The 23,691-nt window shown below is 31.6% G+C and carries 15 protein-coding genes; 12 read left to right on the top strand and 3 right to left on the bottom strand.

The window, feature by feature from the left end; all coding sequences use genetic code 11:
- Positions 1-14 precede the first annotated feature (14 nt).
- Both ACVCXO_RS08375 and ACVCXO_RS08370 read right to left on the bottom strand, forming a co-directional pair.
- The gene (locus tag ACVCXO_RS08375) at positions 15-1,082 is read right to left on the bottom strand and encodes a mechanosensitive ion channel family protein (RefSeq protein ID WP_452229135.1); all 1,068 of its coding nucleotides are present in this window, start codon (positions 1,080-1,082) and stop codon (positions 15-17) included.
- A gap of 73 nt (positions 1,083-1,155) precedes the next feature.
- On the bottom strand, positions 1,156-1,923 hold the full coding sequence (locus tag ACVCXO_RS08370; protein ID WP_452229134.1) for a patatin-like phospholipase family protein: 768 nt from the start codon (positions 1,921-1,923) through the stop codon (positions 1,156-1,158).
- Between the two features lie 567 nt (positions 1,924-2,490).
- Between ACVCXO_RS08370 and ACVCXO_RS08365 the strand changes: the two genes are divergently transcribed.
- Positions 2,491-3,339: a hypothetical protein gene (locus ACVCXO_RS08365; protein ID WP_452229133.1), complete on the top strand. Its 849-nt coding sequence runs from the start codon at positions 2,491-2,493 to the stop codon at positions 3,337-3,339.
- Positions 3,340-3,700: 361 nt separating this feature from the next.
- On the opposite strand, the gene ACVCXO_RS08360 is transcribed toward ACVCXO_RS08365, so the two are convergent.
- Positions 3,701-3,841: an aldehyde dehydrogenase family protein gene (locus ACVCXO_RS08360; RefSeq protein WP_452229198.1), complete on the bottom strand. Its 141-nt coding sequence runs from the start codon at positions 3,839-3,841 to the stop codon at positions 3,701-3,703.
- A gap of 169 nt (positions 3,842-4,010) precedes the next feature.
- On the opposite strand from ACVCXO_RS08360, the gene ACVCXO_RS08355 reads away from it, so the two are divergent.
- The 11 genes from ACVCXO_RS08355 to ACVCXO_RS08305 all read left to right on the top strand — a co-directional run bounded on the left by ACVCXO_RS08355 (position 4,011) and on the right by ACVCXO_RS08305 (position 23,691).
- Positions 4,011-4,901 carry an aldo/keto reductase gene (locus ACVCXO_RS08355; RefSeq protein WP_452229132.1) on the top strand — a complete coding sequence of 297 codons (891 nt, stop codon included), beginning with the start codon at positions 4,011-4,013 and terminating at the stop codon, positions 4,899-4,901.
- 206 nt (positions 4,902-5,107) lie between these two features.
- Positions 5,108-9,229: a hybrid sensor histidine kinase/response regulator transcription factor gene (locus ACVCXO_RS08350; RefSeq protein ID WP_452229131.1), complete on the top strand. Its 4,122-nt coding sequence runs from the start codon at positions 5,108-5,110 to the stop codon at positions 9,227-9,229.
- A gap of 122 nt (positions 9,230-9,351) precedes the next feature.
- Positions 9,352-10,101, top strand: coding sequence for a T9SS type A sorting domain-containing protein (locus ACVCXO_RS08345; protein WP_452229130.1), 750 nt, complete (start codon positions 9,352-9,354; stop codon positions 10,099-10,101).
- A gap of 197 nt (positions 10,102-10,298) precedes the next feature.
- Positions 10,299-13,139 (top strand): PQQ-binding-like beta-propeller repeat protein, encoded by a 2,841-nt coding sequence (locus ACVCXO_RS08340; RefSeq protein WP_203458113.1) that lies wholly within the window; start codon positions 10,299-10,301, stop codon positions 13,137-13,139.
- Between the two features lie 183 nt (positions 13,140-13,322).
- The gene (locus ACVCXO_RS08335; RefSeq protein WP_452229129.1) at positions 13,323-14,795 is read left to right on the top strand and encodes a sulfatase family protein; all 1,473 of its coding nucleotides are present in this window, start codon (positions 13,323-13,325) and stop codon (positions 14,793-14,795) included.
- A gap of 75 nt (positions 14,796-14,870) precedes the next feature.
- Entirely contained in the window at positions 14,871-16,685 is a 1,815-nt protein-coding gene (locus ACVCXO_RS08330) for an alpha-1,3-galactosidase-related protein (protein ID WP_452229128.1), read from the top strand.
- Between the two features lie 3 nt (positions 16,686-16,688).
- Positions 16,689-17,585 (top strand): sialate O-acetylesterase, encoded by an 897-nt coding sequence (locus ACVCXO_RS08325; protein ID WP_055445667.1) that lies wholly within the window; start codon positions 16,689-16,691, stop codon positions 17,583-17,585.
- Between the two features lie 5 nt (positions 17,586-17,590).
- The gene (locus ACVCXO_RS08320) at positions 17,591-19,120 is read left to right on the top strand and encodes a sulfatase (RefSeq protein ID WP_055445668.1); all 1,530 of its coding nucleotides are present in this window, start codon (positions 17,591-17,593) and stop codon (positions 19,118-19,120) included.
- 61 nt (positions 19,121-19,181) lie between these two features.
- Positions 19,182-20,693, top strand: coding sequence for a sulfatase family protein (locus ACVCXO_RS08315; RefSeq protein ID WP_452229127.1), 1,512 nt, complete (start codon positions 19,182-19,184; stop codon positions 20,691-20,693).
- Between the two features lie 96 nt (positions 20,694-20,789).
- Positions 20,790-22,130, top strand: coding sequence for a hypothetical protein (locus ACVCXO_RS08310; RefSeq protein ID WP_055445670.1), 1,341 nt, complete (start codon positions 20,790-20,792; stop codon positions 22,128-22,130).
- 31 nt (positions 22,131-22,161) lie between these two features.
- Entirely contained in the window at positions 22,162-23,691 is a 1,530-nt protein-coding gene (locus tag ACVCXO_RS08305) for a sulfatase family protein (RefSeq protein ID WP_452229126.1), read from the top strand.

Genomic DNA, 23,691 nt, shown 5'->3' with positions numbered 1-23,691 from the left:
TTATCACTTTTAATTTACTTTAAAGAAATATTTCTTAGGGTTTCTATTTGTCGGATTTTAGGCAGAGATGTAGGATATTTTTCTTGTATAAAAGCAATAAGTTGTTCTCTAATATCACAACGCATACTCCATGTTTCTGATGCATTTTTGGCACTAAAGCTAGCTCTTAATTCCATGGATTTATCATCGCTATTGGTAACTAAAAGGTTGCCTATTTTTTTATCCCAAAAGGGATGGTTTTTTAAAATAGTCATTAATTTTGTTCTTAAAACAGGTACAGGAAACGTGTAGTCTACATACAGAAAAACACTCCCAATTAATTCCGTAGCGTTAAAAGTCCTGTTTACAAATGCATTATCATTAAAATAATTAAGAGGTAAGACCAATCTTCTCCAATCCCAAGTTTTAATAACCACATACGTTAGTGTTATATCTTCTACAGTACCATATTCTCCTTCTATAACAACTTCGTCGTCAATTTTTATGGGTTGTGTAAATGCAATTTGAAAACCAGTGATTAAGTTAGCTATGGATTTTTGAGCGGCAACACCAGCTATAATCCCTATAACTCCGGCAGAAGTTAGTATGGTTGTACCTACTTTGCGTACTCCGGGAATATTCCATAAAATAGCGGCAATAGCAAGCGTAAAAATAATAACAATAGAAAGACTTTTTAAGAAACGGAGTTGTGTCAATACTTTTTTGTCTTTTGTCTTATGGCTTCCGTTAACGGTGAATTTTTCCTTAACTACTTCTTCGAGAGCATTTAGTAAAGCAATTAGTATCCAAGAAATATTAATGATAATTAAGCTTTCCGTAATTTTTTGCCATAAAGAGTTTAATTCTAAAAAAGTAAAAGAACTGTAAATAAATAATAGAGGCAGAAGAAATTTTGCAGGTGCTTTTAAGTGTTTTAGTAACTGTACTTTTAAAACGGTAGGTTTTCTTCGATTAGAAAGTTTAATAAACGAAAATATAATCCATCGAAAAAGAAGTCCTATTAGTACGCAGCATAGAAGGACTAGTAAATACTGGAGCCAAGATTCTAATTGTAGAGATACTATTGTTTTGTTACTATTCATATGAGCTAGCAAAGCTAAAGGAACCTATATGTGTTTAAAATGATTTAGATCATACTTTTAAACAGAAAATAATTTACGTATTAAATATGTTTTTGTTGGCCTCGAGAGCTTTCCTTGTGTTTGTATACCCTAAATTAAAAATGGCGTCTATACTATTCATATCAAAAGTGCCATAGTTAATTAGTTCTTCGGGATATATAATTAAATTGCAATCGGAGAATTTGGACATAGATTCAGAGGCAACCTTAATTTTATAGGCTCTTTCCACGACGCTATACGAGTGTTTTAAATCTTTAATGCTAATTTTTTTTAAAGGATTTACGTATACACCTATGATTTTTTCACAATCTTTTTTTAAAGGTTCTACTGGGAAATTGTTTAAAGTACCACCATCAATGTAGAATTTGCCATTAATCTCTGTTGGTGTGAAAACACCCGGAAAAGAGGCAGAGGCTATAATGGGTTTTATGAGTTGCCCTTTACTAAATATTTTTAATGAACCATCAATGACATTAGCAGCTGTAATAAATAGAGGTTTTTTTAAAGCATCAAAATTGTCGGTAGGAAAATAGGATTTAAGGTCGTCATAAAATTTTGCGGAGTTAATAAACCCTGGCTTATTACGTGCATATCGAGTGGTTTGAAAGATCGATATGTTTTTGAAGAAGTCTAACATTTCAGCCCAACCCACATTAGCGGCATATAAAGCGCCAATAATGGCTCCAGCACTTGTTCCTGATATGTGCGTTGGGGAAATACTGAATTCTTCTAAAGCTTTTATGGCTCCTATATGAGCAGCGCCTCGAGCTCCTCCTCCTGAAAGGACTAAACCTATATTCATTTGTAAGTTCTATTATTTAATATAAAATTAAGACATTGCTTTAAAGTAAAATATGATTAATATCATTGTACTATAAAAATAGTAATAAATACTTTAAGGATGCTTTCTTTTTGCCGTTTCATCTTAGTCTTTTAGCATAGTGTTGATCCACTGTCTTAGTGTTTTTTTTAATTGTTATGGAGTTCGTAATTCACTCTATTCGCTTTCCGTTTTTTCGACTCTTTTGTCTGGTGTCAGATTTTCATTTATGGTATAATCGATTATGTTTTTCAAGTAAACATTATGCGGTTCCTTTCTTTGTAACATTTGTAAATCTGCTTTTTGAATATAAATAATCGAAATACTGCTAAAACACTTACAAATGTTCTAGTAATGCACATATGTATAATGAATACATACTAAAACAGGGTTGTACTATATATTGTTTTAAATATTTTTCTAAATCTATGTTAACCTTTTTGGTAAAATAGTATAAAGAGTTAAAGAATATGTTTTTTAGTTAACGGCATTTTTTTCTATGACAGCATATAAAATCATCTTACAAATAGTAATTAAAATTATATAACTATGACAAAATTATTAAAAAGAGTACTAATAGCCATGTTATTACTAGCTTTCATTGCACCTGTTCAAGCACAAAGAGGATTCATAAAACGTAAAATACGTAATGACATGAAAGAGAAGCACGCGGAACCACAAAGAGAAAAAGGACGTGAAGCTATAAAGGATATTACTTATGAAAATGACAAACGTTATCCTGTTCCGGAAAACCCGGTAAAAGCAACGATGGTTATAGAGACGCGTAGTTTTAAAAAAAATGGAAAGTTAAAAGAAACCATGAACACTAAAATAGTTTTTGGTGAAACTGGTGAATGTATGATAATGAATGAAGGGGATAAAAATGAAACCAGAATGCTTTTCGATTATAAAGGGGTTGCTACTTACATGATAAATCAAAAGGAAAAAACAGCAACTAAAATGCCGATGATAAACTTTAATAAAATGGCAGAAGGAATGGCCCGGAAATATGGGGATTTAGAAGAAGATCATGGCGAATGGGAAAGATCTACGGAAGAAAAAGAGATTAACGGTTTCCATTGTGTTAAATATATTTATTTTAATACAAAGGAAGAGACAAAGGCTCATGTTTGGGTCACCAAAGATATTTCAATAGATTTAAGCGGCAACCATCTTTTTGGAGGACAGGTTAAGGATTTTTCTAAAAAGTATGCGGCTATTAATCCGAAAGAAAAGGAAAATTATCCCGAAGGAATGATGGTGCGTAGTGTTCATTTTGAAAAAAACAAGGAAACACCAAGTATGCAAATGGACTTTACAACTTTAAAGAAAACATCCGACGCTAGCTATTTTGATTTAAGCTCTTATAAAGTTTATGATGTGCTGGATGGCCTGTAAATGGAGATTCCCTAATAATAATAATAATAATAATAATAATAATTTAGATTGGAAATTATGGTAAACCGATTTATAATTATTTAAATTCTTAATCAAGATTTTACTTAAAAAATAATAAACCCGTAACATTGCGCTTACGGGTTTATTTTGCAGAGAATACGGATTGTATTTTTTGTTTTGCACAAAATGCCAAAGTAAACTTCGCCTTTTTTATAAAACAAAAAAACCATGACTTTCGTTATGGTTTTCCTTTTGCGGAGAATGATGGACCAACCATAATTGCCGATTTATTAATGTTTATAGGTGTTTTGAGGACTTCCAAAATGTAGTGATCCCGAATTAGCCCCTTTTTAAGAATTATTTAACAACAATCAGCAGCTAAAGCAGGCCCTAATTTAAAACCAACATTAAGTATTGGGAAATTCCAAGCAAGGTATGCAACAGCAACACCTGCTGGTTTAGAAATCATTTTGTGAGTATGCGTATTCTCATAATCAGGAATTTGCTCTTATCGCAAGTTTTTTATAGCATTTGGATACCATTCTAAACCATTTACAATTCCTTCAATATCTTCTAGAACTCCTGAGTACGTTAACAAAAAGAGAAAACTATTTAATATAGATAAGGATAATAGCGAAAAAAATGATGTTAGTGCTACTCATCTTGAAGTTTTGAAAAAGCTAGTAGCTGCTGCTCAGGCTTGGAGCAAAACTCATATTCAACCAAAATGGTGGCACAATAAAAAAACAGGAGACATTTTAAAATGTGCATTCGATTTAGGAATAACACATTTCGATTTAGCCAATAATTACGGACCACCTTATGGTTCAGCAGAAAAGAATTTTGGCAAGATTTTTAAAAAAGATTTTAAAAGGTATAGAGATGAGTTGTTTATTTCTACAAAGGCAGGCTACGATATGTGGCTTGGGCCATACGGGAATTGTGGTTCTAGAAAATATTTAATATCAAGTTTAGACCAAAGTCTTAAACGTATGAAGTTGGATTATGTAGATGTGTTTTATCATCACAGACCAGATCCAAACACACCTTTAGAAGAAACAATGGGGGCTTTGGCAGATATTGTCAGGCAAGAGAAAGCGCTTTATGTAGGGATTTCTAATTATAAACCTGAAGAGACTAAAATAGCTTCAAAATTATTAAAAGATTTAAAAGTGCCTTTTATTGTAAATCAAGTACGTTCTTCTATTTTAGAAGGTTGGGTTGAAGACGGTTTATTAGAGACGTTAATACAAGAAGCATTAGGTTGTATTGCTTTTTCACCTTTGGCTCAAGGTATGCTTACAGATAAAAATATTAATGGTGTTCCTCCTAATTCTAGAGCAGCAAAAGAAAGCAGGCATTTAGACATTAATAAAGTAAATGCGACTATCGATAAAGTAAAAGCATTAAACACTATTGCAGAAGCAAGAGATCAAAAATTATCGCAAATGGCAATTTCATGGTTGTTAAATAAACCTGAGATTACCTCCGTTCTTATTAGAGCTAGCTCTACTAATCAGTTAAAAGAAAATGTAAAAGCATTAGATAATATTAATTTTTAGGTAGGAGAAATAAATAAGATTGAAGCTATTCGTAAAGGTTGATTTTTTTTGTTTTTATATTCTGAAATGAGCTCTTGTTATAAAAAAAACATGCAGTTATTGGTTGGTTTTATTAGTAGATTAGTTTTGTAATAGTTATTTTTAGCAATTAAGTTATTTTAATTATAAATAACTTTGTACTATTCTTGTAAATCTGGAAAAGTTATATGCTAAAAAAACATTGTTTATTATTTGTCTTGTTGATCTGCGTTGTTTTTGGTGTAACGTCTCAAAATCATGAGCTTAATTATCATCAAAAACTAACAATAACCGAAGGTTTGGCTCATAATGGAGTAACTTCAATGTTAGAAGATTCTAAAGGTTTTTTATGGTTTGGTACTTACGAGGGTATTAATAAGTATGATGGTTACGAGCTAAAAACAATTAAGAACACTGTAGATAATAATATTCTAACAAGTAATAGAGTAAGAGCATTAAATCAAGACGCACAAAATAATATTTGGATCGGAACAGATGAAGGCGTTACAATTTATGAATATGATCTAGATAATTATAGAAAACTTACATCTCACGCATTAAGTAAGGCTGGTTTTCAATCTTTAAAAATTAGAGATATAATCATTAATAAGACTAATGGTTTAAGTATTTGTGTAACAGAAAGTAATGGCTTGTTTGTTTTTAATAGCAAGGATTACACATTTATAGGTCATTATGTTCCAGAACAGAAAAGTGATTTTACTTTTTTTAAAGGCTTGCAAGTTGATAAATCTAATTATTTAATTAGTACTTCACAAGGTTTACTGGTTTTTGATTTTGAAGCCAAAACATTTAAAAATATTTTAGAGAAAGACATTACTTATAGTAATTCTATTACAAAACTTGATGATAATTCTTTTCTTATTACACTTTTTGATGGTGTCGCTATTATTGAAAAAAATAAGAATTCTAAAGATAAATCATTCCGTTTAAAACGTAAAGATTTAAGTGACTACCAGTTTAATAGTGCTGTTGTAGATACAAAAAACAACTTGTGGTTAGGTACTTTAAATAAAGGTTTAATTTCTATTGAAGATGTTGAGAATTTTAAATCTCAGGACAATTTTAATATAAAAACTTTTAATGACGGTTTACCTATTTTAAGAGCTAGTAGTCTAATGTCAACTTCAAATAATAATTGTTGGTTTTCAACTTTTAATGAAGGTGTATATAGGTTTGATACCAATAAAAATCCGTTTTGTAATTTTCGTACTAACTCTAGTTTTACTACTAGTTTAGGTTCAGCTAGCGTGACTCATATTACTTCAATCGATAAAAATAGAGTCTATTTAACTTCTTCTCTTGGAGGTTTAACGATATTAAACACCCAAAGTAATACGTTTGAAAGGCTCCCATTTCAAATTTCTAAAACCGATTTGTCTTTAATATCAGCAGTATATGTTGATTCTAAAGAAAATGTATGGTTAAGGTTTAGAGATGAAAATGGATTAAGACGAATTACTAATGGAAGCAAGACTATAGAAAAAGTAGAGGGTATTGTTTTTAGCAACAACACTAATTTTGCATTACGATCATTTACTGAAGATAAATTTGGAAATATATGGATTGCATCTAATACTAATGTCTATAAAATTGTTTTAAAGGCCAATAATGCATTAAAAACGTTTGAAAAATTAAGTGATAATAAATTTTTTAAAGGTGAAACAACTCTAATTACTAGACGTGTTTATGCAGATCCTGTTTATGATTTTGTTTGGGTAGGCTCACAGTCTAAAGGTTTAATTAAAATAGAAAATAATAAAGGCGTATCAGTAAAAGCGTCTAATATAGAGTCTTTTACACATAATAGATTAAATGAAAATTCTATTTCTAGTAACTTTGTAACTTCAATAATAAGATTACCTAATAACGACTTATGGATAGGTACAGAAGGCGGTGGGATTTGTAAAGTGTTAAATTCTAATACAACACCAACTTTTATTTCGTTTACAGAAAAAAATGGATTGTCTAATAATGTTGTAAAAAGCATACTTTACGACAATAATTATAACTTGTGGGTCGCTACAAATATTGGCTTAAACTTATTTAATACTCAAAAAAGAGAATTTAGAAAATTCAATAATTCTGACGGTTTAGCTTTCGAAGATTTTTGGTATGCTTCTAGTCGTCAAGAAAATAGTATGTTATTGTTGTCTGGTCTTGATGGGATTATTAGCTTTAATCCAAACGATGTTCCAAATGCAGAAGCACTTCCGAAGATAACATTCGAAAATTTTAAAATTTTCAATAAAAAAATTATACCGGGAGATACTATTAATAAAAGAGTGCTGCTCTCTAAAAGTATTTCTGAAGTTGATAAAATCACCCTAAAGCATAACGAAAATGTGTTTTCTGTAGATTTTACAAGTTTACATTTTTTAAATCCAAAAAACCATGGTATAAAGTACCGATTACTCCCTTTTAACGAGCAATGGATAGAGGTGCCATCAAACCAAAAAACAATCTCTTATAACGGTTTACAACCTGGTTCGTATAAATTAAGCGTCATGGCTTCTAATTCTTTAAACGATTGGACTGAACCCAAAACCTTAAATATTGAGATTAAACCATCAAAATGGAATACTAATTTAGCTTATTTGGTTTATGCTTTTTTAGGATTACTTGCGGCATATACTATTGTTCGCGTTATTGTTAAAATTCAAAGCTTAAATCATAAGGTAGAAATAGAACAATTTGAAAAAGATAAAGTAGAAGAAGTTAATGAAGCCAAATTAAGGTTTTTTGCAAATATTTCACACGAAATTAAAACACCATTAACGCTAATTTCAAGACCATTAGATGTACTTAAGAAATCTTTTAGAAATAATCCAGATGCAAATGAAAAGTTAGATTTAATAACAAGACAGTCTAAAAAAATACAACAATTAATAGAGCAGGTTCAAGATTTTAGAAAAGCAGATGCAAATATGCTTAAAATGCACTATTCGCGATTTAATTTTGATACTTTTATTAAAGATATAATTGTAGATTTTAAGTTTTTGGCAGATAATGATAGTAAACAAATAGAGTTTATTGGTGACGACTCTATAATTATCGTTTCGGCAGATAAAGAGAAGTTAGAGAAAGTGTTTAATAATCTACTTAATAATGCTTTCAAGTATACAAGTACAGACGATTTAATAAAAGTAGAGTACACTAAAGAAAACGACAAAGACTTAATTTTAAAAGTTACAGACACAGGTAAAGGAATAGATAGCGCAGATCTGGCACATATTTTCGAACGTTTTTATCAATCGCAAAATAAGGATAATACACATATTAGTGGTTCTGGAATTGGTTTAGCATTCTCAAAGCGATTAGTAGAAATGCATTACGGTTTTATTACTGCGGAGAGTATTAAAAACGAAGGAACAACTATCACTGTTCGATTACCAATTGTAAAAAAGCATTTACCTACAGATGTTCTAAATGAAATTGATTTACCAAAAGAAAAAGAGGTATCTGTAAGTTCTAAGCTTATTCAAAAAAATACAGCGTTAGATATTGTTACTTCTGGCGAATTTAAAAAGTCTGTTATTTTTTATGCTGAAGATAATTTAGAAATGAGAAACTTTGTTTCTAATTTACTCGCTAATTATTTTGAAGTAAAGTCTTTTAGAAACGGTAAAGAATGTTTTGAAGCCATGGAAGACGAGTGGCCAGATATTGTAATTAGCGATGTGCAAATGCCAGAAATGAACGGCTTAGACTTGTGTTTAAGAATTAAATCAGATTTAAAAACAAGTCATATTCCTGTTATTCTATTAACTGCGCTTACAAATATAGAAGACCATCTTCAAGGCATTAGAGATGGTGCAGATGCTTATATTAAAAAACCGTTTAATGTACAGCATTTAATTACTAATGTAGAAGCATTATTAACCATTAGAAAGCAACTTAGAGAGCGTTATCAAGTTGGTATTCCATTAACCAAAGAGAATAATAAGAACAACAGAAATGATAATGCGTTTTTAGAAAAACTCTATAGTTTAATTGAAGAAAACTTAGATAATCAAGAATTCGATTTAAATAATCTTGCTAGGGAATTATATCTTAATCGTACACACTTTTATCAAAAAGTAAAAGTGCTAACAAATCAAACACCTTTCGAGTTGTTAAAAATATATAGACTTAAAAAAGCCGCAGATCTTTTAGCTCAAAAAGGATTATCTGTAAACGAAGTATTTACAATGACGGGTTTTAAAAGCAGAACACATTTTACTAAAGTTTTTAAGGAGAAGTACGAAACATCTCCCGGAAAGTATGCCTCAGAGTCAAAGAAAAATTACTAATTAACTTTGCTTATAGTTGTATAAATTTACTCATAAAGACAAACAATTAACCATAAGGAACATGTTTTTTGTTATTCATAAATACATTTGATTTAATTAAAAACTATATTAAAACAAATATTATGAAAACAACTTTACTTAAAAAAACATTTATGGCATTAGCGCTTGTAGTTTGTACTACATCTTTTGCTCAAATTGATTACACATTCGATACTGACGATGAAGGTTTTTCAGTAAACGGTCCAGGTAGTTCATCAAGTCACTCGGCAACTACAGGTATTTTAACAGCAACAACAGGCAGTGGAGGAAGTAACTTGCAGCTTAGAAAAAGTGCTAATGATATTGGTAATCCAACTACTTTAACAACTGTTCTTCTTGATTTTAAAAACAACTCTAATGCTAACAGTTTAGTACTTCAAACGGTATCTGGAGGTGTAACTACTATAGAAACAATAGCTATTACTGCTGCAGACATAGCTGAACAATCTTACCAAATTGATGTTCCTGCAGGAAGCACAACATGGATTGGAAGTTTTCAATTAAGATTACGTTTTGTAAATACAGCTGGTAATCTAGATGGTGGATCAATAGAGGTTAACCGAATTCAGATTGTAGACCCTAGTACTTTAAGTATAGAAGAAAACACATTAAGTGCATTTAACTTGTACCCAAATCCAGTAAAAAACATATTAAACATTTCTACTAATAATACTATTAGCAATGTAGCTGTTTACGATTTACTTGGTAAAGAAGTAATATCTTCTAATACAGTTAAAAATACTTTAGATGTATCTACACTATCTAATGGTGTTTATGTTATTAAATTGACATCTAATAAAGGAGTTGCAACAAAGAGATTTGTTAAAGAGTAAATTTCTTTAAATATTATGTTTTATTAAAAAGACCGCTTATTAGCGGTCTTTTTGTTGTTTTTAGTCTAGAATTATTCACAAAGACATTATATTTATTTCAGCATACATTAATCGCAATTTGTAATAAGATATTTACAGTAATAAACCATATGTTCAATTCATAAATAATAACAACACGAATGATAAAATCCTGCAACATGAAAACATTAAAACATTTCTGTTTCATTGTAATTTCACTTACGCTAATTAATTGTTCTTCTGCACAAGATAGCAAGCAAATAGCAAAAAATCCAGAACAAGGTTTACTTAGCATTGAAACTGGTTTAACAATTACCAAAGTAAGAACTGCAGTAAACAAAAATCAAACCTATATAGCAGCAACTAGTTATGAAGGAACTATTGTAGCAGTAAGTTATAGTGGAAATATTTTATGGAAAAACAAACTATCTGGTTATATGAACCATGATATTTGGGCAGCAGATATTAATAATGATGGTAACGATGAAATTTTAGCAGCCAATGCAGATGGTTCTGTGTACTGCTTAGATAACAAAGGTGATTTACTTTGGCAATTTAAACAGAATGACGCACCAATGTATTCAGTATGTGTTGTTAATAAAGACAACAAAGCGTATGTGGTTTGTGGTGGTTTCGATAATAGTTTTTACTACGTATCTCCAAAAGGAGAATTGGTAAACGAAATAGCTTCAAAAACATATTCTATAGAAAAACCATTTGGTAATTCACATAAAGAATTACCTCCATCTGGTTTACATGTTGCCAATTTTTTAAGACCAGGAAAGCTTAATGGAAAAGACATTTTAATTGTTAATGGTGTTCAAAATAGTATGAATGGCGATGGATCAATCTATTTATTTAACCCTTTAGACAAGTTGCCTTTTGAAACTGTTAGTGTAAAAAAACGTGGACCTTATGGAGACTTAAGAGTTGTTGATGCTAATGCAGATGGTAGTAGTGAAATTTTATTAGGACGTACTGGAGCTAAAGCTAAAGGAATGACGTTCCGTATTATGGATATAAAAGCCCCTAATAATCAAAGCGTTCAAGATTTAAGTAAAGCTAAAGATAAAGAATCTTTGAAAAGAGGCATGTATCGTGTTATACAACCAGAAGTTATAGATAACAACGGTAAACCAGCTTATATGGCTTTATTTGGAAGTAATATAGTTCTCTCTAATATTGGAGAACCGCAAGGTAATGCGGAAGTAATACCAACACGATTTTCTTTTAATGATATGTTTAAAGATCCTAATGCTAACAAAGTAATATTGGCTAGTGCACAAAGTGGAGGTAGTGCTGTTCATATTATTGATTTTGATAATAACGATTGGAAAAGCGATTATAAAAAATTGAATCCACCAGGTAAAATACAGGAGATTCTATCTAATTCTGCAGATATCAAACAAAATTTAAAAAGCTTTAAAAAACCTTCATATCAAAAAGAATCTGCTCCAGTATATTTCATGTCAGAAAATAGAAAAAAGCAAGGTGTTGGAGCAAAAATTGATAAAATTGAGGCTAAATATAATAATCCAATTTTCTTAACGGGAGGAAACTTTGATAAAGAAAAATGGGATCGTTCTTCAATGACAAGTGAGAAATATAGAAATAAGCGTGACCGCAGAATGAAATATATTTTATCTCAAGATGAAGTGTTAGAGATTATTAAGAAAAAGCATCAAAAATCTAATGGTAAAGGTATTTCATATTGGGGAGGACACGGTAACGATCCATTTATGTATCAAGTAGAAACTACTAAAAAAGGTATGGATTTTGCCAATGGAAATAAAACAGTATTAATTTACCCAGAAGTTGTTGATGCTTCAGAGGAATTTAAATATGTTATGAATGAAATGTATTGGCCTTTAGCAAATCATGCTAAGACCAGAAATGGTAATTTGTACATGCGTAACAAGCATTTGTTTTGGCAAGCAGATGTTTACATGCCAATGTGGAAGCCTTTAGTTTCTGGTAAATATGCAAACGTATTTGTGCCAGCAATGGAGGAAACAACAGATAAGTCTATGGAGCTAAGTTTTACTTCAAGACTAGGACTTTGGGCTAGTGGATCTGTAGATAGTTGGGGTGTACGTGGAGCTAGAGATAATACTAGTTTTGATCGTTTACGTCAGCATTCTAACCAAACGTTGCCAAACCATTTTTTAAGAACCATGGTATATTCTATTGCCAGTGGTGCACAGTATATCGATAACTTTCCAGTAGATCAAGAGTATATGAGTTTACTTTGGGATTTAATAGCCGAAGGTGCATTATACGTTCCAGAACGTTCTGATATTTTAAGTTTTTCGCCTGTACATTTAAGTATTAATAATCCTAATGAAGAGTACGTAACAAGCTCAAGCAATGTAAAATGGTTAACGTTTTTTAAAAAGGAAGGAGATAATTTAGATGACTTTGCATTTAGTAGATTAAATGGGACTTGGCCAGGTGCACCTTTAACCGAATGGGATTTTTCAAGGTATGCTGCAGGAGCAAAGGAGAGACGCTTAAATTTTATTCCGAAGTATAATAATGGTATGGTATTAATAACACCACCTCAAAACGGCGTTTTTGCAGACAAAGAAGCAGTTAGAAAACCTTTAGTAGAAAATATACATCCTTGGTATAAAAATATTATGAAAGAATACCATACAGATGGTAAAAACTATATGTCACCAGATGGTAAAACCACTTACAAACCAAGTGAGTATTATAAGGTTATTGAAGAGGATATTATAAATAGCGCATCTAAACTACCATTATCAGTTTCTGGAAACGTAGGTTGGGTTGTAGCACAAACAGGACCTAAACATTTACGATTAACTATTGTAGAGAATGGATACATTAATCCTAATGCAGAGACAGCTACAGTTAAAATTAATAACATTAAAGTAGTAAAGATTAAAGATATTTTGAATAATGAAGAATTTAAAGTAAATACAGATTCTGAAATCAAAATTGAGATCCCTTTAGGTGGTTTTCGTTTTATTGATATTGAGCTTGAAAAGGAATTATAATGGATTCGTATGGATAGATACATTTTATGTATTAGTAAATACAAATGTCACCTAATGTTTTACTTAATTTATTGAACATTTTAAATACTAATGAATTAGTCTAAATAGATTCAGCATTAAAGCCGAAATAACATTACGCTATTCCGGCTTTTTATTTCATTAGAAATCTCTTAAAACAACCAAATGAAAACATATAGTTTCAAAATAATTCTACTTGCAATAATTATCAGTTTCAATAGCTGTGATACCAAGCAAAAGGAAGTAGCTGTAAATAACACGAACAATAGAGATCAACCAAACATTATCCTTTTTGTATCAGACGACCACGGGACGGATGCATTAGGAGCTTATGGAAATCCTATAATCAAAACACCAAACTTAGATAAGTTAGCTGCAGAAGGCACCAAATTTACAAACGCGTATTGCACCAGCGCAAGTTGTGCTGCTAGTCGTTCTGTTATTCTCTCTGGTCAGTTTGGTCATGCTACAGGTTCTTATGGGCATGTACACGATTATCATCATTTTAGTACTTATGATAGTATTAAATCACTTCCCGTATTACTTAGTAAAGCTGGTTATGAAACAGCTCGAATTGGAAAATATCATGTTGCACCAGAAAAAGTATATCATTTTAATCAAGTATTAGAGGCAGATCCAAGAAACACCGTTGAAATGGCAGAACAATGTGCAGATGTGCTAAACTCAGACAAACCATTCTTCCTATATTTCTGTACAGACGATCCACATAGAGGTCAGCCATTTACTCCCGATCCTTGGGATGCGCCAAACAGTTTTGGAAACAAAAAAGAAGGCTATAAAGATGTTGAAACTATTACTTATAAACCTGAAGATGTTTTAGTACCAGCATTTTTACCAGACACCAAACAAACACGAGAAGAAATTGCAGAATACTACCAAAGTGTATCGCGTATAGATCAAGGTTTTGGAAAATTAATGCAAATGTTAAAAGACACTGGTAAAGCAGAAAATACAATCGTATTTTATATTTCTGATAACGGAATGGCATTTCCTGGAGCAAAAACTACAGTGCACGAACCAGGAATTAAATTACCATGTATTATAAAAGACCCAACTAAAGATGCTAAGGGAATTACTAGTGACGCTATGATTTCTTGGGTAGATTTAACACCAACCATTCTAGATATGGCTAAGGTCGATTTTGAGCCAAATAAATTTCACGGAAATTCTTTTAACGATGTTATAGGAAAAGAAAAAGTTGAAGGTTGGGACGAAATTTATGCCTCACACACATTTCACGAAATTACCATGTATTATCCAATGCGTGCTGTAAGAAGTGATAATTATAAACTTATTTGGAACATAGCTTACCAACTAGAATACCCATTTGCATCAGATTTATGGGCATCGTCTACATGGCAAGCTATTTACAGAAATGACATCGAGTATTTTGGACCTAAAAAAGTAAAAGATTATTTATTCAGACCAGAGTTTGAGTTATACGATTTAAGTAAAGATCCAAACGAATCTAATAATCTAGCAACAAATGAAGCTTTTAAAGAGGTGTTAGAAACTATGCAAACCAAAATGAAAGCCTTTCAAACCAAAACTAAAGATCCTTGGATGATTATGTGGAGTCATGATGCATCCTTACAAGGAAGTGGAGTGAATTTATAAGTTTATTTTTCCTGACAGGTTTCCAAAACCTGTAAGGTATTTTAGAAAAAAAATAGTTTATCGTTAAAATATAATATGAAAAAAATTAAACATATCAGTCTACTTATCATTTTCAGTCTATTAATGTCATGTAATTCAAACGCTACGGAAATTATTGACATAGTTCATTCTGAAGGAGACATGACAATGACAATTCGAGAAGCTATTAAAAACGCCAAAGAAAAAGATATCAAACTTGTTTTCGAAAAAGGCACTTACACCTTCAAAACAGATTACGCTATTGGTAAGTACATGTATGTTACAAATCATAGTAATGGGTTCAAAAAAATAATTTTCAATTTTGATGGATTTAACTCTGTTGAAATTGAAGGAAATGGGTCAGAATTTATTTTTAATGGACAAGCCATGCCTTTCGATTTTGAGGAGTGTAATAAAATTAGAGTTAGCAATATTGTTATAGATTGGGATATTCCTTTCAGTTTTCAAGGTGATATTATTGAAATTAATAAAGCCGAAGAATGGTTCGATTTAAAACCATATACCGAAGGATTTTCTTGGGAACTAAAAAAAGGTAAAATTACATTTCCAAATATTAATGGTTTTAGCTATTCAGAATTAGGAAGCACATTATCACACAATAAAGAAACCAAAGCAGTCGATTATGGTGCTTGGGACATGTCTCTACATCCAGATTCTGTTGAAAAACAACCAAACGGATTATTGCGTTTTTACGTTAAAGGAATAAAACATTATCCTCGCGTAGGTTCTGTTTTACAATCTAAAGGTGATCATGATAATAATAGATACGCACCTGCATTTTTAACCAGAAATTCAAAAGACATTGTATTTGATAAAGTAATAATTCATCACGCTTTAGGAATGGGTTTTTTGTTTGAAAGATCGGAAAACATTAAAATCATAAACTCTGGAATTTATATAAGAGAAGGTTCAGACCGAATGATATCTGCAACTGCAGATGCTACACATTTTGCCAATTGTAAAGGTGATATTTTAATAGAAAATTGCCGAATAGAAGGTATGTACGACGATGGTACAAACGTCCATGGAACCTATGTAGCAGTAGATAAAATTATCGATAGTAAAACGGTGAGAGTTGCATTAAAGCACAAACAGCAAAAGGGATTTCAGTTTGCAGGAGTTAATGATGAGGTTTGGTTTATTAAACAACCAAATCCGCAACGAAGAGAAACCAATTCTGTAACAAAAGTTAAAGTTATTAATGATGATTATACAGATTTAACCTTTACTTCCAAAATCCCAACAGATTTGAAAGTAGGAGATATTTTAGAAAATAAAACATGGAATCCAAACTTTACAATGCGCGGAAATACCATTAGGGATCATAGGGCAAGAAATATTATTATTAAAACACCAAAGAAAATAATTATTGAAGACAATGATTTGTCATCAATGATGTCTTCAATTATGTTACGAGGAGAAACTTTTTTTTGGTACGAGTCTGGTAATGTCGAAGATGTGCTAATTAGAAATAATAGATTTATCCATTGCGCTTATGGTGGCGCAGAACATGCCATTTTAAAAGTGTCACCAAGACTAGGCAAAACCTTTGATGATTCTGTGCTTTACGATAGAAATATAATCTTTGAAAACAACACCATTGAAACTTTCGATAACCGAATTATTTGGGCAGATAGAGTAGATGGATTAATAGTGAGAAACAATACTATTAAACAAACCTTTACTGAAAAACAACAATATCCTGATGCGTTTATGTTCGATTTAATTAATTGTAATAATGTCGAAATTAGTAATAATACATACGAAGGTAATTCCAAAAATGTATTGAAAGCAGATGCGGTTTCACAAAAGACATTAAAGTTTAATAGCAATAAAGGATTAAAAAAATAAACGATGAAAAAATATATTTTCATTTTTGTAATGGTATTCATTTTTACAGGATGTAAAACAAAGAATGTTGAAACTAAAACTGAGGATAAAAAAGAGGTGCAAGTCGTTTTATTAGCAGGACAATCAAACATGCAAGGTGCAGGAGATTTTGATCAATTAGATCCTTCAGAAATTAAAAGAATTGAAAAGATTTCAAGTCGAGTTTCACTAAGTTTTAATGGTGGTAAGGCAAAACCATTATCTTATTATGATAATAAACCATCAGAAAAATATGAGTTTACAAAACGCTTTGGGCCAGAAATTTTTATAGGTTTAACCTTAGCTGAAAATAATCCTGACCAAGAATTCTTATTAATAAAATGTTCACAAGGCGGAACGGCTTTATATGGCGCTTGGAATCCTAATTGGACAGCCGAAAAAGCAAAAGCTGTTGAAAAACCAAAGAAACAAAATATTAAGCTTTATAATATGCATATTCAAGATGTTAGGGCCAATCTAAAAGCATTAGAAACTCAAAATAAAACCTATAAAATTATTGGTTTGGCTTGGATGCAAGGTGAAAACGATGCGGCTAAAGAGATTAGCGCAACAACCTATGAAGCAAATCTAAAACTATTAGCCCAAAGTTATAGAGATGAATTTGGTGTCGAAAATATGCCATTTGTTATCGGACAAATTAACTCTAGATATGGTAAGTTTAAAAAACTAGGGCCTGCAATGGTAAGAAAAGCAATGGAGGATGTTGTTAATTTAGATGCAAACGCAGACATTATTAAAACAACGACAGATGCTAATTGGAGCGATTATCCAAAACATACAGATAATGTGCATTACAATGCAGAAGGACAAAGACGCTTGGGAATCGCATTTGGAGAGAAATTAATTATTTTAAACAAATAGATAAAATGAAAAAGGGTTTACTACTTGTAATAATTATTGCTTTTTTCTCGTGTAAAACGGAAAAATCTTCTAATGTTGAAACTTTTAAAAAACCAAATATTGTTTTCGTTTTAGTAGACGATTTGGGTTATGCAGATGTCGGATTTAACGGTTCTAAATATTTTCAAACACCAAATTTGGATGCCCTTGCTAAAGAAAGTTTAGTTTTAGATAATGCCTACATGTATCCAACTTGTTCTCCATCTCGAACTGCAATTTTTACAGGAAAACAATCGTTTAGAACAGGCGTTTATACCGTTCCGGTTTTAGAAAAAGGAACAGCCGAAGAAAATATTTTTTCACGATGGACAGTCGGAAAAGAACATCCAATCTATGCAGAACCTTTAGCAGAAGCTGGTTATAAATCTATTCATATTGGAAAATATCATATCGTTGGCCCATATCCTGAAAAAGAATTAGCCATGCCGTTTCCGTTTCAACAAAAACTAACACAACCAGAACCAGGAGATTATTCTTGGGTAGAAACACATAAAAAACCGGAAATTGCTCAATATTATCCAGAAGGACGTGGTTTTATAAAAAATGTTGGAGGTACTTTTAGAGGTGATCCAGGTTTTGAGGAAGGTGGTTACAAAAGTGTTGCTGGTGGTTATTGGGCACCTTTTAGTAATCCATTTATAAGAGAAAAGGCAAATGATGATTGGTTAACAGACCGATTAACAGACGAGGCTATTGACTTTATGAAATCGCATAAAACCGAACCGTTTTTAATCAACTTAAATTATTACGCAGTCCACAGAGCCATTAGGTCTAGAAGTGACGCTTTGTACGAGAAATATAAAAACAAACCTGTCGATTCTGTTTTAGGTCAAGGTATTGGTAGAAATGCTAAACTAAGAGATTTAGCCATAAAATATGCTACAATGGTGGAGTCTGTTGATGATAATATAAAACGTGTATTAGATTTTTTAGATGAAAGTGGTCTAAGAGAAAATACTATTATCATTTTCACATCAGATAATGGTTACCACAGGATGGCAAGTGCAAACAAGCAATTAAGAGGTGCAAAAGGCGATATTTACGAAGGTGGAATAAAAGTACCTATGTTAGTGAACTGGCCTGAAAAAGTAACACCAAGACGAAGTGATGTTGCGGTAACTGCTTTAGATATTTTTCCAACGTTAATGGATTTATCTAAAACGGAAGATTACGATAGTTCTGAATTAGATGGAGCTTCAATAATACCATTATTTAAAAGTGATGATAAATCACTTAACGAAAGACCATTATTTTGGCATTTGGCAAGTCGTTATAAACACGGAACCTGTTCTGTAATACGAAAAGGAGATTATAAATTAATTCAATTTTTAACTGATGGAAAATTAGAATTATACAATTTGAAAAATGATGCTTCAGAAAGTAAAAACCTTTCAGAAATGGAGTTAGGAAAATCTAAAGTATTGCTGTCGGAATTAGTAGCATGGCGAAAAGCAAATAACGTGCCTTTACCACCAAATTCTGTTTTAGAGTTTTAAATTAAACCAATTTTAGAATTATAAGTCAAAAGAACATAATCTTGTGTAAAATTAGAATAATATGAATTCAAAGTTTTTAAAATTATCAGTTTTCGTTTGTTGTTTCATGGTATTGTCTTGTAATGCACAAAAAGGAAATAAAACAACCATAACAACAGAGAAAAATATTAAAAAGAAACCTAACATTATCATTATCCATACAGACGAGCATAATTTTAGAACCATAAGTGCGTATCAAAAATTATTATCAGAAGAGCAAGCTTTTGTTTGGGGAAAAGGGAATAATACCACGACACCAAATATTGATAAATTGGCAAGTCAAGGTGCTATAAGCACAAGCTATTATGCTGCTTCACCAGTATGTACACCTTCAAGAGCATCTTTGGTAACAGGTTTATATCCACAAGCAACTGGTGCTCCAAAAAACGGATTACATTTAAGTGAGGATGTTCCAACCTTTGCAACCATTTTAAGAGACCAAGGTTATGCCACTTCTTATGTTGGTAAATGGCATTTGGCAGGTCATGATAAATATAGTTTCGGAATAAAGTATAAAGCAGGATTTGAAGACAATCGTTTTATGATGCGTGGTGGTCATGCACCATATTTCAAACTTTCTAAAGACGGTTCCGTTATAACAGGAATTAATGAAAAAGTCGCGGCTAAATTACCTGAGGAAGAAATCATTCATGTAACGGACTTCTTTACAGATAAAACACTCGAAATTCTTGAGCGCGATAAAGACAAACCATTTGCTATCATGTTATCTATTCCAGATCCGCACACACCAGATGTTGCGCGTCCGCCTTACGATGTTATGTACAAGGATTTAAAGATTGAAGCACCAAAAACAATGTCGCCAGAATACACAGCCATTAAACCATCTTGGGCAACAGATAAAACCAAGAACGAAACTATTGGCAGTAAATCTTTTGAAAATAATAAAGAAAAAAATGCCTTAAAGCAATATTTTGGAATGGTGAGTCATATCGATGATAGTGTTGGACGTATTCTTAAATTTTTGGATGATAATAATTTAGTAGAGAACACCATAATTATTTTCACTTCCGATCATGGAGATATGTTTTTTGAACACAACCGAAGAAATAAAGGTGTGCCATATGAAGCGTCTTCTAGAATTCCATTTTTGATTCGTTATCCTAAAAAAATACCATCTGAAAAAGTGATTAACACCGCATATACAAATGTAGATTTTACACCAACAATATTAAGCCTGATGGATGTAAAAACAGATGTGGAATTTCATGGTTTAGATACTTCTAAAGATTTTACAAATTCAGAAAAAGTAGTAAATAGCGATAGAATTACATATTACGCCAAGTCAGGTGGTTGGTGGGTAACAGCTGTTAGTGATCGTTATAAATTGGTTATTGATAAAAATGAGAAACCGTATTTATTTGATTTAGAAAAAGATCCAGATGAGCTAATAAACTTTTACTACGATAAAGCGTATTCAGAAATAGCAAAAATGATGCAAACAGAATTGTTTAAACAATTAAACAAGTATGATGAGCCTGGATTAAAGGCGAAACAAGGGTACGTTACTGAATAAAAAACAAAATGTATTTATTCTAGGAGACATTGAATAAATCGAGAAGCACATTATTTATCTATTGTCATATTATCTTAGTTAAAAATTAGTTTTATTATGATTAAAAAGAAATTGAATTATCACGTTTTTGGTTTTAAAATATTATTTTTTTCTTTGTGTTTAAGTATATCATCTTGTTCTAAAGACGAAGTTGCTCCACAACAAGAAATTGTACAAGAAGAGGAAGAAGAGGTAGAACAAAACAATTTTCCCAGATTAACAGATAACGAAGATCGTTTCTATACAGATAACATTCCTAATAGCGAAACCACACTACAACTAAGTGGTATCCATAGCGCAGCAGATAGTAATTTGCTAAATCAAGAAATTTTAAATCTTTCAAATGCAGGTGGTGGAATAATTAAAATTACAGGAGGAACATATTACTTACTTGATGTAAAATTAAGATCGAATGTGCAACTTAAATTTGATGCAGATGTTATTATTCAACCAGATTTAAGCGGAAATACCTTAAATAAAAACTTAAATATTTTCGACATTGGAAACGAGTTTTTGGTTCAAAATTCAGCGATTACAAATAGCCAACAAAATAGCGTAGATTCAAGCACATGGTTTACAGTGGTTATTCCAACAGGAGATTATAGAGGTGTGCGAGTAGCTGAGTTTAGTTATGCTCATAATTTTCAAATGTCTGGTTTAAAAATTGAAGACACTAACTCTGTTTTTTCGAGTATTGTGTTAAATCTATCAGATAGTAATAGCAAAGATGAAATTTCTAACAATGGCATTATAAAAGATATTATAGCTACAGATAGTCATGTTGGATATGGGATTGTTCAAATTCAAGCAGGAATAACAATTTTGTTTAAAAATCTTGATGGTGAAGGTGGAAGTACATTAAGAGTAGAAACTGGTGTATCAACCATTAATATGGACAATCAATTAACTGTTGACGATGTTGTTGGTCGTAATATAATAGGTCGATTTGGTGATGGTGTGTTAACATTTTCTCCTCATAGAGTAGATCAAGGTCGTGTGGATGTAGAAAATATTGTGGCAATCAATTCAACTTATGCAGTACGTTTGGCTGCTGGTTTTTTAGATAATTCAGGAACATTAGATAATATTGGGACTTTTAACAATTTGTCTTACGTTGGGAATATTACGTGTACAGGTGGAAATGGAGCACAAATAAAATCTAAAGATTATCCGTTTTTTAACTGTGTGGATAGACAGATTATAATTGATAGTCCATGGAATGTAGATGAAGAAAGTAAATCAGGTAAATCCATTGGTGTTTTTAGAGACAATTCAAGCCAAGCAAGTGGATGTGAAGATGGGTGTTATGAGGTTAATATTGAAAATATTAATATAACTAACGATGATTTTGAAAATGGAGCAGATTACATAATTAACAGTATGAAAATAAATTGCTAGTACAACTGGATAAAAATAAAAAACGTAAATAATGAAAATTACATCATATAAATTAATTCTTTTTTTAGTTATTAATTCAATGCTTTTTTCGTGTAATACACAAAAAGAGAAAGTAAAGGAACAAAAGCAACCAAATATTCTTTGGATTTTTGCGGAAGATTTATCGCCTTTTATGGGATGTTATGGTGATTCAATTAATAAAAATGCAACACCTGCTATAGATAAACTAGCTTCAGAAGGTGTACTGTTTAATCGTGCGTACACAACAGCTCCTGTATGTTCTGCAGCACGTTCGGCATTAATTACTGGGGTTATGCAAACAACAACTGGAACACATAACCACAGGTCTAGTAGAGTGCCAGATGTGGTTGTGCCAGAAGCGTTACGTATAAATCTGCCTGATGGCATGAAAACAATACCTGAATTGATGCGAGAAGCAGGATATTTCACCTTTAATAATGGAAAAGACGATTATAATTTTCATTACAATAGAAGAGATTTATACACTGTAAGTACAAAAGACGATTATAAACCAGGAATGAATGGATGGCAAGGAAACTTTCCTAAGCATAAAATGTCTGCAACCCAAGATGCTTGGAGTTCAAGACCAGATAAAAACCAACCTTGGTTTGGACAAATTCAAATAGATGGAGGAAAAGCGCATGCTAAATACGTTAGAGAAGGAGAAGTTTTAGCTGATAATGCTGTTCCTGTTCCTCCATATTTTCCAAACATTCCATCACAGCAAAGTGCATGGACAGATCATTATAATGCCAATCGTGGTGCAGATGTTAATGTAGAAACCATTTTAAAACAATTAGAAGCAGATGGCGAATTAGAAAACACTATTATTTTCTTTTTCTCAGATCACGGAAGTCCAGTGTCATTGCGTCACAAGCAATTTTGTTACGAAGGTGGTATGTTAGTACCATTAATGATTAAAGGAAATCTTCCAACTTTAAAATCTGGAACAATTAGAAACGATTTAGTGTCGCTTTTAGATATTTCGGCAACTACTTTAGCTATGGGAAAAGCCAAAATGCCTGAGTATTTAGATGGTCAAGATTTATTTTCAGAAACGTTTAGCAACCAAGAATATGTAATTGGAGCAAGAGATCGTTGCGATTATACTATTGATAGAATTAGAACTGTAGTTTCTGAAGATTATCGATATATTAAAAACTTTTATCCTAACAGACCAATGATGCAAGCTGGTTACAGAGATAAAAAAGCAATTGTAAAAGATTTAAAAAAGGCTTTCAAAGAAGGAAAACTAACACCATATCAAGCAGAACATTGGTTTGGAGTAAGACCTATTGAAGAATTATACGATTTAAAAGCAGATCCACATCAAATAAACAATCTTGCTACTAATCTAGAATTTGCTACAATTCTTAAAGAACATAGAGATGTATTAGAAAACTGGATTAAAGAAACGGATGATAAAGGGCAATATCCTGAAGATGCAGCGCAATTAGAAGCAACTTATAATTTGTGGAAAGACAGACCTCGTTTTAAAAACGCGAAGGTTAACCCAGAGTATGATCAGTTTAAAAAATAA

The organism is Lacinutrix sp. MEBiC02404 (assembly GCF_053601575.1).
This window is presented reverse-complemented; position numbering and strand designations above follow the sequence as displayed.